Annotated in this window: 11 protein-coding genes; all 11 read right to left on the bottom strand. The window is 39.3% G+C overall.

The genetic code is table 11. The features are described 5' to 3' along the window. Nucleotides 1-25: 25 nt before the first annotated feature. On the bottom strand, nucleotides 26-463 hold the full coding sequence (locus BUB91_RS11435; RefSeq protein ID WP_040879465.1) for a Fur family transcriptional regulator: 438 nt from the start codon (nucleotides 461-463) through the stop codon (nucleotides 26-28). A 59-nt stretch (nucleotides 464-522) separates the two neighbouring features. Then, nucleotides 523-2,091 (bottom strand): multicopper oxidase family protein, encoded by a 1,569-nt coding sequence (locus tag BUB91_RS11430; protein ID WP_241652604.1) that lies wholly within the window; start codon nucleotides 2,089-2,091, stop codon nucleotides 523-525. A gap of 142 nt (nucleotides 2,092-2,233) precedes the next feature. Beyond that, nucleotides 2,234-2,629: a hypothetical protein gene (locus BUB91_RS11425; protein ID WP_008610959.1), complete on the bottom strand. Its 396-nt coding sequence runs from the start codon at nucleotides 2,627-2,629 to the stop codon at nucleotides 2,234-2,236. A gap of 34 nt (nucleotides 2,630-2,663) precedes the next feature. After that, entirely contained in the window at nucleotides 2,664-3,014 is a 351-nt protein-coding gene (locus BUB91_RS11420) for a SpoIIAA family protein (protein WP_008610961.1), read from the bottom strand. A 31-nt stretch (nucleotides 3,015-3,045) separates the two neighbouring features. Continuing rightward, nucleotides 3,046-3,477 (bottom strand): Fur family transcriptional regulator, encoded by a 432-nt coding sequence (locus BUB91_RS11415; RefSeq protein ID WP_008610962.1) that lies wholly within the window; start codon nucleotides 3,475-3,477, stop codon nucleotides 3,046-3,048. Nucleotides 3,478-3,490: 13 nt separating this feature from the next. Continuing rightward, nucleotides 3,491-3,829: a P-II family nitrogen regulator gene (locus BUB91_RS11410; RefSeq protein WP_073099362.1), complete on the bottom strand. Its 339-nt coding sequence runs from the start codon at nucleotides 3,827-3,829 to the stop codon at nucleotides 3,491-3,493. Between the two features lie 108 nt (nucleotides 3,830-3,937). Then, nucleotides 3,938-5,158, bottom strand: coding sequence for an efflux RND transporter periplasmic adaptor subunit (locus BUB91_RS11405; RefSeq protein ID WP_008610967.1), 1,221 nt, complete (start codon nucleotides 5,156-5,158; stop codon nucleotides 3,938-3,940). A 16-nt stretch (nucleotides 5,159-5,174) separates the two neighbouring features. Next, nucleotides 5,175-9,578 carry a CusA/CzcA family heavy metal efflux RND transporter gene (locus BUB91_RS11400; protein ID WP_008610968.1) on the bottom strand — a complete coding sequence of 1,468 codons (4,404 nt, stop codon included), beginning with the start codon at nucleotides 9,576-9,578 and terminating at the stop codon, nucleotides 5,175-5,177. A 122-nt stretch (nucleotides 9,579-9,700) separates the two neighbouring features. Continuing rightward, nucleotides 9,701-10,012 carry a DUF6660 family protein gene (locus BUB91_RS21150; RefSeq protein WP_073099406.1) on the bottom strand — a complete coding sequence of 104 codons (312 nt, stop codon included), beginning with the start codon at nucleotides 10,010-10,012 and terminating at the stop codon, nucleotides 9,701-9,703. 62 nt (nucleotides 10,013-10,074) lie between these two features. Continuing rightward, on the bottom strand, nucleotides 10,075-11,289 hold the full coding sequence (locus BUB91_RS11390) for a site-specific integrase (RefSeq protein ID WP_008610969.1): 1,215 nt from the start codon (nucleotides 11,287-11,289) through the stop codon (nucleotides 10,075-10,077). Between the two features lie 1,231 nt (nucleotides 11,290-12,520). After that, nucleotides 12,521-13,258, bottom strand: coding sequence for a hypothetical protein (locus BUB91_RS11375; RefSeq protein WP_073099359.1), 738 nt, complete (start codon nucleotides 13,256-13,258; stop codon nucleotides 12,521-12,523). Between the last annotated feature and the right edge of the window lie 415 nt (nucleotides 13,259-13,673).

Genomic DNA, 13,673 nt, shown 5'->3' with positions numbered 1-13,673 from the left:
TTCAGTTTTAAGGTACTCCCACCTATTATTTTTTACTACAATTTTTACATACCCCTTTTAATACCAGGTTCACATCGTTTATTTCATAATCGTCCGGCAAGTTTTGTTTCGATATTCTATCCGGCAAGCAAATAGTTTTTCCGCAAACGGTACAATGAAAATGCATATGTAAATCTGTACCGTATTTACCTTTGGCCTTTTTATCGGAAATTGCAAATTTTGCCACTCCTGTCCCATCATTAATCTGATGAATTAGCCCTTTATCTTCAAAAGTTTTTAGGTTTCGATAAAAGGTAGTTCTGTTTGCCGTTTTGTTTTTTTCGCTTTTAGCGATAAAGACTTTTTGCATTTCGTTTAAACTTACTGCATAGGTCTTCCTATTGAGGTATTTGTGAATTTTCAACCTCATTTCAGTAGGGCGTATCCCTTTGGACAATAATGTTTTTTCTGTTTTTGTTGTCATTAAAGTCATTCAAAAATCAATTATATTCCAAGCGGTGCAACACTATGTATAGTCATCTTTTATTCAATTTTAAAATTGCGCATCATCCCCATATCTTCGTGTTCCAGATTATGGCAATGGTATAAAAAGAGGCCTTTAAAATCTTCAAAGCGCATAATTAGTTTAACACTCATACCTGGCATTAACAGAACCGTATCCTGCCAACCCTCATCTATAAATCCATCCTTAACTGAATTCCAAATCCTGCTGTCAACCCCGGAAACGTCCCTTTCCAGAATATTAAATTGCAAATGATGAATATGAAAAGGGTGCGGCATCTGCATTCCCCCGCCCATCATTCCTCTGTCTCTATCCATTTCTCCACGGTTACGCATCCAACCTCTTTCTCCCATCATATCGTCATTGCCCATCATTCTACCACCTCTGTTCACGATTTCCCAAACCTCGGTCGTATTGAGCTTTACGGTTTCTTCTTCGGTAACCCCCGTCATTTCCCAAGTCCGGCCATTGATAGTCCATTGCATTCGCCTCATAAAAAAACGGAACGTCCTTGGGTTGTTCCTATTAACAGCAGTGGCGGGATCGAGTTTGTTGAATTCGGCCAGCCGTTGTGGAAGCTCAAAGTCGTTGCTCCCTGTTTTATCGATATTGATTTTTAATATTTCATAAGTGCTGCCCAAAGGAAGGTTGTTTCGACCCCTGCCCATCATTCCGCCCATCATCCCCATCATCCCAGGAGAGAACGACAAACTCTTCATAATCATTTGAGAGCCTTGAGGCCTGTTCTTTAAATCGAGCCATACATCAATTCTTTCTGCAACGCCCAACATTACATAAGGTTTAGATTTAGGACTATCGAGTAAACTACCATCCTTGCCTATAATAACAAGTGGGGTGCCGTCTTCCCAAGCTAGTTTATAAAAACGTGAATTGGAACCGTTTAGAAAGCGTAGTCTATAGGCACACCCACTTTTAAGTGAAAGTTTCATATCCGGATTTCCATTGATAAGGATACGGTTGCCCAAAAAACCATTCATCCTATCCATACGTCCACGGTTTAGATATACCAATTGATTATTGTTATCAAACTGGCGATCTTGCAGTACAACAGGAACATCGTATTCTCCTGATGGCAATTTTAATCGTTGTTCTTCATCGTCCGTAACTACAAAAAGCCCTGCAAGACCATTATAAACCTGTGGCCCAGTACGTCCGTGTGGATGTGGGTGGAACCAATAGGTGCCGGCACGGTTCATTATTTCAAATTCATACACATAAGTTTCACCATTAGCTATTACATCTTTAGGATGACCGTCATCTTCCTCTGGAACGTGCATACCGTGCCAATGAACAATACTTTCCTCAGGTAATTGATTCTTGAAACGAACCCTTATTTTCTGTCCTTTTCGCACCCTTATTATAGGTCCCAAATAGCTCTTCCCTAATTTTTGTACTGTTGTTTTGTCTCCGTCAAGAACGTTTCCTTCAAACATCCAAACCTTGGTTGTATTTCCTTGAAACAATTGAATATCTGTTTCTTTGGCTGTCAATTCGAAATCTAAATCTGCTTGAAAATCGGGATTGATGGTATTTTTATTTTCTGAAGCAAAACCATTACAGGAATTCAACAATGGCCAGGTAATAACAACAGTTGCTCCAAGGCTACCAAGCTTGATGAAGTTCCTTCTATCTATTTTGTTCTTTTCCATAATTTTCCGATTTCTAATTAACAATTTGCCCAAAGCGTCAGGTTTATTCGATTAGTTTAAGTCACTGCTTTTCATTTTTATCTTCATCATTCTCCTCCATTTTACATTGGCACTTTCCATCTTCATTTTTACACTCACATTCACACTTCATCTCTTTTTCTTTTTTCATCGTAGCCATTCTTTCCTTCATCTTTTTTGACATTGTAGTGTCCTTTTCCATTTTCATCATCATTTTTTTCTTCATCTTTTTGGACATCGTGGTGTCCTTTTCCATCATCTTCATCATTTTTTCCATCATTTCCATTCTCATCTCTGGATTATTGATAATGGCCGTCATAACCTGTTCCCTTTTTTCAGGGTTCTTCAAAATTTTGTCTGTGTTTTGTGCACTGCTCTGAAAGCCTATCATAAAAGCCACCAAAACCATTAGAATACCTGCATTTTTAATCTGTTTCATAATATCTGTTTTTAAATGTTGATTAATTTTCTGTTTAAGCCTCAATCCATTTTTTGGCAGTAACGGAATCCTTACTATCAAAATATCTGATATGTGCCCTAGAAAAGGGCATTAAGAGCTTAGTGAGTTCTTCTTGATATTTAAAAGAACCTACAATCGCAACCTTCTCAAGGTGTTTCTCTTTTTCAAGGTTCTGAAAATAATCTTTCTCAAACACCTCTGGTGTGCAGCCCTGGCAATCCTTTATTTCAAAATAACAACGGACATCTTTAGCAGAATTTATTTGTCTGTTCAGCTCTAAAAAAAAGTTCTCACAGTCATTGAGGTCAAGCATACCTTTAGCAATAAGGAAGAGGGTATTGTTTTTATGAGTTATAGTCATCATTTTATTTTTTTTAAATTATAATACCTTAAATTCATCGTGAATCTGCACTTTCATTGCCACACTTAACGCATATCCCTTGTACGATCAAATTGATGTTTTCTGCCTTAAAACCTTGGGGTAAGTTGATTTGGGGTATTTTATGGTCTGTGAGACAAATTGTTTCATCACATTTATTACAGTGAAAATGCAAATGAAGGTCATTGCCAACTTCGCATTGACAATCTTCATCACAAAGGGCATATTTTACAAAGCCAGTACCGTCTTCGATGGCGTGTACCAATTTGTTTTCCTCAAATGTTTTCATAGTACGAAATAGGGTGCTACGCTCTGAACTTTTGAAATGTTTTTCGAGTTCTCCCAAACTTATTGCTACCTCCATTTTTGATAAATGTTTGTAGGTTAACAAGCGCATAGCAGTAGGTTTAACGCCCTTTTCTTCCAGTTTTTTTACTATGTCTTCCATTTTACATCGGGTTTTATAAGTCGTACCTCTTGAGAGATTCACCAGTTTTGATTTTAAAGGCTTCGTCTATACTGGTTATATAAATTATTCCGTCCCCCTTTTCCGGAGATTTACCGTTTTCGGTTATAATATCTATAGCCTTTTGTGCCTCTTCGTTCTGGCAGACGAGTTCCAGTTTTACCACAGGACTGTCAGTTACGTGAAAATCGAGGGACGGTCTTGCACCTTTTGCCTTAAATGCACCGGTACCTTCTGCCTGAGACAGGGTCATACTTTTAAATCCGTTATCCGATAGAGCCTCAATGACCCTTTGTATTCTGTTCGGTTTTACAAATGCTTTTATTTCTTTCATAATTATTTATTTTTAATTGATTTTGAACCGAGCCTGTTTTTTAATTTTTAACTAACTAATTAAGACGATAAACAAGCTCGGAATCAAAACCTTTAATTGTTTATTGAATTAATCGTCATCTCCCAATTCAGCTTTAATCATCTCGGAAGAGAGAATGTATGCCCCTTTTGTAACAACGGTTATATCCTTAGATATACCTGCGGGGAGGCTTATTTCCACATAGCCCAAATCGGTCATCCCTGTATTAACAGGAATCATATTGAACCTTAGTTTATTTTCTTCTTCATTGTCCTTATCCTCTACGAAAATGAAGGTTTTTTCCCCATTTTTAACAATGGCTTCCTCTGGAACTGCCAAGGCCATTTTTTCGCCTTGAACAATTCTACCTTCCACATACATTCCAGGAAGGAGTTCTTTATCTTCATTATGAATGTCCGCGTGCACGTGAATCGCTTTTGGATCGGTTTCAAACGTTTTGCCAATGGCGTGGATTTTTGCCTTTAATAGTTGATCTGGCTTTGATGCTACGGTAAAATAGATTTGTTGCCCTTCCTTTACTTTATAAATATCTTTTTCATACACTTTAAAATCTGCGTGAATTTCCGAATTATCACTTACCGCAAACATTTTGGTCTGTGGTGCCACATAGTCACCAAGGCTTACCATAACTTCATCGACAAAACCTCCGATTGGCGATGTAATAGGCACTGACGCATAAATTTCACCAGATTTTATTTTAGAGATATTTAATCCCAGTAGCTCCAGTTTTGACCTTAAGGCGTTAACGCTCGAAGTAGTACTTCTGAATTTGGACTGAGCCATCTGAAATTCTTTGGCCGAGGAGACCCCTTTATCAAATAAAGTTTGCTTGCGTTCAAAATCCTGTTGAAGGAATACGAGTTCATCGTTTTTTTCCTGAAATTCCTGTTGCATTGAAATAATATCTGGGTGCTGTAAGTAAGCCAATACCTGTCCTTTCCGAACTTTATCCCCCTCGATTACTTTTATGGAACTTACATTACCTCCTACAAAAGGGCTAATATTGGCTTTGTACTGCGGATACAGCTCTAAAATCCCGGTAACCTTAACACTGTTGCCAAGGCTTTTTTCTTCAATTTGCTTTAGCTCAAGACCTATGGTTTCAGCTTGTTCATTGGTAATTTCTACTACACCTTCTTCACCTTCTTCGTTTTCCCCTTCTTCAGCGCTTTTGGAATTTTCCGAAGTTTCATTGGTTTCGCTGTTCGGTATCTCCGAGTTGGATTTTCCATTACAGCCTATTAACATAATAGTTAGTACTATGGAACTGATTATTGCTATTTTCTTCATTTCTGTTTTTTTTAGATTATAGATTTCCCAATTGATATTGTAGTTCAATGGCCTGTTGGTTATATTGATTGATAAACTGTAAATGATTTTGTTTTATCGTAATGGCACTGTTGAGAATAGTGATATAATTCACATAATCTATTTCACCTTCCTTAGATGCCAGTTCTGCCGTAGTAATTTGCTGCTCGGCCAAAAGCAATGCGCCCTCCTGATAATAATTCAGGATTTTTTGTGTTTTTTCCAGCGATTTTATGAGTTGAGAGACTGTACTTTCGGTCATTGCCTTTTGTTCGAGGTATTGGTTCTCGGCAACCATAGCATTAGCTTTAGCTGCCTTTACCCTTGATTTCTGTGGAAAGAACCAAAGCGGTATGTTAATACCGGCTTGATAGGTATTGAAGCCCGATACATTATCCACAATCTGTCTTCCATAGGTCAAGTTGAACTTGGGTAGGAACTGTGCTTTTTCCACACCGACATTGGCTTTGCTTACTTCTGCATTCTGCATAGCATATTGAAGCAAAGGATTATTGTCTACGGAAGCCGAGTCCAAAGTGGCCAAAAAATCCATCGGTTCATAGGTTTGACCAACCGTTTCAATTTCTTGTTCGATGCCCAAATATTGTTTCAATGCCCTTTTTGCGATATCTATATCATCATAGGCTTGTTGCCTTAAGACTTGAATCTGCTGATATTCAGAAGAGGCGGCAATAAATTCCAGTTTGCCCGTTTCCCCGGTATCATAGCGCAATTGGGCAGCTGTCCTAAAGTTAGTATAAACACTGTCCAACTGTTCCGCAAAGCGCAATTGTGCTTTGTTATAATTGATACGGTCATAGGCCTGCATCACATTACGAATCAATTGCTGCTCGTTGACAGCGTAGAACGTTTCGCCCAGTTTAACACGTTCCTTATAGAACTTGGATTTTGAAAAACCTGAAAGCAAATCAATATTTCCTTGCTGTACACCAATAGTGGTCTGTATGCCTGGCAGGTCATTGCCTACTTCTTCCTTTCCCGTAAAAACCCTCGTGTTTCCCATATCAAAGCTGGTACCCTTCATCGCCTGTTCACGCTCAATAAAGGCTTGGCTTTCTTTTAAGGAAGGATAATTTTGCTTTGCCATTGTAATGGCTTCTTCCAAAGTAAGGGTTTGGGCCATTTGATTATCCTGCGCGGTTGCAGAATTTGGGGTCAAAAATCCTCCCAAACTCAATAATACAATAATAACCGTTGTACTTTTCTTGATATAACTTGCCTCACCACCATTGCCTTTACGTTCTTTGCGGGCCTCCAGCCAATTATATAGTACGGGAACCACGACCAATGTTAAGAATGTTGCCGTTATCAGTCCACCGATTACTACCGTTGCCAGCGGTCGTTGGACTTCTGCACCTCCCGATGTGGACACTGCCATTGGTATAAAGCCCATAATGGCGGCAGTTGCTGTTAAGAGTATGGGACGTAGCCGTTCGTGGGTAGCCTCATAAATTCTATCTTTTATATTTGTCATACCACTTTCTTTTAGTTCATTGAATTTATTGATAAGCACAAGCCCATTTAATACCGCAACCCCAAAGAGCACGATAAAACCGACCCCAGCGGAAATACTGAATGGCATCCCCCTTATCCAAAGTGCAAAAACACCGCCAATGGCCGCCAAAGGCACTGCCATATATATCATTACCGATTGTGAAAATGAGTTAAGTGCGAAATAGAGCAAAATGAAGATTAAGAAAAGTGCTATAGGCACCACAATCATTAGACGGTCTGAAGCCCGTTGCAGATTCTCAAAAGAACCACCATAGGTAATATAATAACCGGGAGGAAGATTTAATTGAGCATCTAATTTTGTCTGAATCTCTTCAACCATTGATTTTACATCACGACCACGAACATTAACCCCAACCGAGATACGACGATAGGTATTGTCCCTGGATATCTGCATTGGCCCAGGTTTATAACTGATGTTGGCCACTTCTTTAAGAGGTACTTGTGCCCCGTTGGGAAGGTCGATGTATAGATTCTTTAGGTTATTAATGTCTTGACGGTACGACTCAGAAAGACGAATGACAACATCAAATCTTTTTTCTCCCTCAAAAACAACACTGGCTTTTTCACCAGCGAATGATGCACTTATATAATCGTTCAGCTTATCAATGGTTACACCGTACTGGGCCATTTTAGCCCTGTCGTATTCTACGGTCATCTGGGGAAGGCCACTGGTAGCCTCGGCTCTAACATCACCTGCTCCGGGAACGGTTTTTATAATCGAGGCCATTTCGTTAGCCTTATCTGCCAGTACGTCCAAATTTTCACCATAAAGTTTTATAGCTACATCTTCTCGTACACCTGTAAGCAATTCATTAAAACGTAGCTCAACAGGTTGTGTGAACACAAAATTTACTCCAGGTATTACGGCGATTTTTTCCTGTATTTTTTCGATGAGTTCTTCTTTGCTGTCTGCCGAAGTCCATTTACTTTTATCCTTTTCAAGGATTATGTAACTATCGGCAATATCCATTGGCATTGGGTCTGTGGGGATTTCGGCAACCCCAATCCTTGAAATCATTGTTTTAACCTCTGGGAACTCATTTACTATATTTTGAAGTTTTTTTGAGGCCTCAATGGATTCGGTAAGACTGCTTCCAGGTTTTATCAGTGCCTGCATTGCTATATCGCCCTCATCAAATTTTGGGATAAACTCGCCACCCATATTGCTAAAAATGAATCCTGCAATCAATAATAGGCCAACTGCACCTATCACGATGCCAGCCTTAAAACGAAGTGCAAAAGACAACAGTGGCTTATAGGCTCTATTGAGACTAGACATAATCTTATCACTGAACCTATCAATTTTATTCTCGAACTTTGCAAACCAACTATCCGGATTTTTTGAAGGTTTTAAAAACATTGACGAAATCATTGGCACATAGGTAAGACAAAGAATAATTGCGCCTAAAACCGCAAAACCGAAAGTAAATGCCATTGGGCGGAACATCTTTCCTTCTACACCGGTTAAGAATAAAATAGGTGTAAAGACGATTAGAATAATCAACTGTCCAAAAAATGCGGAATTCATCATAGTGCTTGCAGATTCATAGGCAATCTCATCCATTTCAGCCTGCTCAATGACTTTAGTTGATTTTTTCATCCGTTGATGAATATGAAAAACCATTCCTTCTACAATGATTACTGCACCATCTACTATAATCCCAAAATCAATTGCACCAAGCGACATTAGGTTTGCCCACACTCCAAATTGTTTCATCAAAATAAATGCGAACAAAAGGGATAATGGAATTACCGATGCGGTAATCAATCCTCCGCGCAAGCTTCCCAAAAGGATAACGAGTACGAATATTACGATAAGTGAGCCTTCGATCAAATTCTTTTCTACTGTGCTTGTCGTTCTACCAATAAGCTCGCTCCTGCTTAAAAAGGGTTCAATATATACACCCTCAGGAAGGGATTTTTGAATTTCCTTTATTCGGCTTTGTACATTGTCTATTACGTTATTGGCGCTTTGCCCCTTAAGCATAAGGATTTGTCCTCCAACGGTTTCCTTTCCATCTTGGGTAAAGGCCCCGTACCTAATCTGGTTTCCATAGCCTACTTTTTCAGCAACATCCCTTACAAGAACTGGTGTGCCATTTTCTGTAGTGACGACTGTGTTTTCTAAATCTTCGAGGCTACGCGCCAGACCTTCACCCCTAATAAAATTGGCTTGATGGTTTTTTTCAATGTAAGCACCACCTGTATTCGCATTGTTCATTTTGAGGGCTTCGAAAACCTGTCCCATCGTAATACCAAAACTTTTGAGCTTATCTGGGCTAAGCGCTATTTCGTATTGTTTCACATATCCACCGAAAGCATTGACCTCTACAACGCCAGGCACCAATGCCATTTGACGTTTAACAATCCAATCTTGGATAGTACGCAACTCCATTGCATCATACTTATCCTCATATCCTTCTTTTACTTTTAAGGTATACTGAAAAATTTCGCCCAATCCTGTAGTGATAGGAGCCATAAAAGGCGATCCAAAACCTTCGGGTATCTCTTCACTGACTTCAGCTAGTTTTTCCTGTACCAGTTGACGGGGAAGGTAGGTGCCCGCTTCGTCCTTAAAGACAATAGTAACCACTGAAAGACCAAAGCGAGAAACCGAACGTAGCTCGACAACATCTGGAAGGTTTGCCATTGCCAGTTCCACAGGATAGGTAACAAATTGTTCTATGTCTTCAGTGCCCAAGTTGGGTGCTGTAGTTATGACTTGTACTTGATTGTTCGTAATATCTGGAACCGATCCCAGATTAATGGTGGCCATTGACCAAATGCCCGTGCCAATCAGGGCTACCATCAATAGACCAACAATAAATTTATTGTTGATTGAAAATGAAATGATTTTATTAATCATAAAAAAGAAGGGTTTAATTCATTGAAACTTTTTGGTACAAATTTGCTATATACAAAATCGTATCAAATTAAGATTGACCTAAAAAGGTCTAAGGAGGATATAGCTATCCTATAAAAACTGAATTAAACCTGTGGAGGCTGCAAAAGGGAGAGGGGAAGATCTTTTCCAAAACCATCAGAATGGAAGAATATTTCAGAAGAAATAACAAAAGATGGCATAACAAACGGAACTACATCGACATTTACAACATTTACGTGACAACAGCTACAAAGGCAAAAATTGATGCATACCGGCTGTTCGGTATTATCTGAATTATGATCTAACTGTATTTGTAAGTCATTTTGAAAATCGTATAAACTAACTTCACCGTCATCACAGGGCACAACATTGAGTACCAAAAAGTAAACGGATAATATGATAGTTAAAATTTTCACTCTGCAAAGATAATAAAATTGCGATGCACAGGTTGTGCAAAGATGATTTAGAATTTCAGAAATCAAAAATTAATGACGCTATCCAAAGCATTATCGGCATCCCTATGCATAAAGTTAGATTGGTAATTTATAGTAGTGGTAATCGATGAATGTCTATATAATTTTTGGAGCATATTAATTGGGATTTTATCTTCCGATATATTCCCAAATGTATGTCTAGCAATGTGCATAGTTACTTTTTTTGATATTTTGGCTTTATCAGCGACCGATACCAAATATTTATTGAATTTCTTGTTGGCCGTTTTTGTTTTAGCATAGACATCTTTTGCATCTTGTAAATTTGCCTTTTTCATTTCCGGAAATATAAAATCGTCATCATTTTGTTTACTGTCCTGATAATATTCCAAAATCGGAAATATTTTATCTGGGATTTTAAGGGATAACAATTTTAAATTCTTGTTCATTCGATAATGCAGCCTTTCGTCATAAATATCGGTCCAACGAATTTTCAATACGTCAGCTACCCGAATTCCGGCAAAATAAAAACTGAAAAGCCAAACATTTCTAGCGTGAGTCTCGTTGTCGGTCAGATTTTCAACGGATTCAAGTTTTATGACCTCATTTTTGGTAAGGCCTATTTTTTCGGTTTCAGGGAACTTAATCCGTATTTTATCTGAACCGAAGGGATAGAGTTTTCTATCTACTATACCCAATTTAATAGCTCTATTATAGATAGTTCTAATCACAATAAGATTATTTACTATCGACCTTTCCGATAGGTTGTGTTTTGTACGGAGGTAAGTTTTAAATCTCTTTAGAAAGTTTTCATCAATTTCTTGAAAGGTAAGTTGTTTTGATTTGGTAAAGTTCAATACGTGGTTAACACGAGCCTTGTCGGTCGAGAGCCTAGACAGCTTTTCGTTTGCTTCTAAATCATCAAGAAAATCTTGTGCCACTTCGAAAAAAGTAACTGATTCGGAAGATGCATAAAGTTTCTCTTTTATTTGATTAGCCGATATATCCTTTTTGCTCGATTGCAAATCAATCAGCATCTTATTCGCCTCAGACAGTTTAGTACTAAGCAAGCCGTTTAACCTATCTGAGTAAGGGTGTGATTTTCTAACTCTAATATTTTTTCCATCCCAATCATTAGGGTCAATATTATGACCTATATAATGATAATTTGAGCGACGGTTTTTAGTAATACGAATACAAAGAGGACAATGCCCTTCTTTATTGGGCTTTTTCCGAAGTACTATTTTTGCGTTTGATGCCATATCTTAAGTATTGAGAATATAAAGATAATCATTTTTGGTACAACATAGGTACAACAAATTAGGATTTTAAACGATATCAATTGACATTATATAAAATTAAATATATGTTAATCAGTTGATTATAATATAACTTACGGAAATTTGGTGGTAAATACGCTGGATTCAAAACCCAGTTCTTACGAGTGCGGGTTCGATTCCCGCCCGGGGTACCAGAAGGGTTTAAGCGAAAGCTTAAACCCTTTTTTTTTGGCACCGCCAAAGGGTTTAATACCCGAGGCTTGCCTCGAAATTGAAAAACTGTTGTATAGGGTTTTGTGGGTTGTTTGGTGAAGTTCAAAAGCATTATTCTAGAAGGTTCACGAATTCCAAAACCAACAATAAACTGCAATTAGACTTCTGATGTGATGCTGAAACGTGTTCCGCATAACGGGTCTTTCATGCAGTTTTTCTCCTCATCCCCAGCCTTTATCTAATCGGAGAAGGGAGCTTGATACGAACTTCTATTCGTGTTCCTGTTCTTTTGCCTTGATGCCAAAGAACCAAAAAATCAAGGCTCACAAGACGGAATCTAAATTTTTCGTTCACTGCACTGCATGCGCTTAACTCGGTTGCTATCGCGCCCTCAAACAGAACCGCCTGCGACGTTGCGCTCACTTCAAATTTCACGATACCTTCTTGTAGGCCGTTTTAAAAATGTAATGTATAAGAGATTTTAGATTTTAGAAAAAAGAAAGTATTCATACCCGAAGGGTTAAACGATTGCCTTCCCTCGGTTCAGAATAGGCGCAAGGGCAGAGCGTTAAGAAAAGGTCTGGTAGACCTTTTTAGCGAATGAGCTGGCGCATAGGCTTTGAGATCATATCTTTGCATTTGGACTGCTTTTCCTCAGTAAGGGTTGCTTTTGGTTCGTTTTCTTTAGACGAGTAAAGAAAATGAACAAAACATGATATAGAATCTATAACCTCTATTCGTGTTCTTGTTCTTTTGTCTTGATACAAAAGAACCAAAAAATCAAGGCTCACAAGACGGTATCTAAATTTTTCGTTTGCTTCACTGCATGCGCTTAACTCGGCCGCTATCGCGCCCTCAAACAAAACCGCTTGCGACGTTGCGCTCACTTCAAATTTCACGAGAACCTCCTGATAGGCCGTTACTTTCCCATCAAGTGACTTTTCTGCACCTAATTATTAAATAAGGTTATAAAAATCATTTTATTAAAGAACTTAAAAGATTAAGTCCTAAACACCTTCAGCACCTGCGTGGGATTAAACGCTTTCGAATTCATACATAATTTCCCCAAACGAATGTCTGCCGTATAGTACAACACCCCGGCCGTTACCAAAAGCAGGGCTTCGGGAGGCAGTCCCGTTGCGGTAAAACGAGTTGCAGGGATGCTTTGCGTTTTGTGCGGAATGGGAATGCGAAAGAGTTCGTGTCGCAACACCTGGTAAGTCTTCGAGTCGTAGACGCTCATCCAGTAACCCAGTTCGGCTTCACCGGCCTTTGACGGCCAGTAGAGGTGGTTGTCGGCCTTAAATTCGGGTACGTTGATTTCCAGAGTTTCCGCTTCAAGGCTCAGCTGCAGGTCGGGCATCTGCACGTACTGCGGATACTGATTTTTCAGGTCGGCTTCCACGCCTTCCAGTACGGTGGGTTCCCCCTGCCAGAAATCCAAACTGCCTTGAGGGAGGGTGTCGTTCATTTTCATCCCCTGATACACCGCTGTGCGAAAGCGGTTAAAAAACTGGGAGTCGTACATGCTGCTTAGAAAAGGACGTAAGCCCCTTATGATACTGCTGGTAGTTTGGGAGGCGCGTCCAAAATCGGTAGCGGTCTGTTTGGCGCGCCCTTTTCGGGCTTTCCCGGCAGTATCGGGCCGCGACTGAACGATGGTTTTCCCCTTTACATTTCTAAATACAAGATTGCCGATGTTGCCTTTAAGGCCGCTTTTGTTGTCTAATTGTGCCATAGTAGGTAGGTGTTAAGTTATACATGATACAAGAATGCTACCTCATTTTAACCAGTCTTTCACACGAAAACTGTGGTAAAGTGTGGTTGGAGTGTGGTTGCACTGTGGTTGGAGTGTGGTAGCACCCTCTACAAGAGTAAGTTATGAAATAAAGCAATACGCCACCAGTGCATACGTAACATTTGGGTAAAAAAAGCATTCCTAAACCCTTGATAATGATACTTATGGATTAAGTCTATGCCTGATCCGATTCAACGGATAAGGGAGTGCATGGGGTTCTCAAGCTTAAAAAGGCAGGTTTAAGGGGGCTAAACATTCACGAGCAAACAGTATTGCAGCCCATGGACCTTTAGGGTACAGCGTAGTAAAAGAGCCTTTAGAAGCTAAAACGCATTGCATGCTGTGCCGGATTGTT

Origin of the sequence: Leeuwenhoekiella marinoflava DSM 3653 (genome assembly GCF_900129005.1) — a bacterium.
GTDB lineage: Bacteria > Bacteroidota > Bacteroidia > Flavobacteriales > Flavobacteriaceae > Leeuwenhoekiella > Leeuwenhoekiella marinoflava.
Note: the sequence above shows the minus strand (reverse complement) of the source record. Positions and strands in the feature narration are given on the sequence as shown.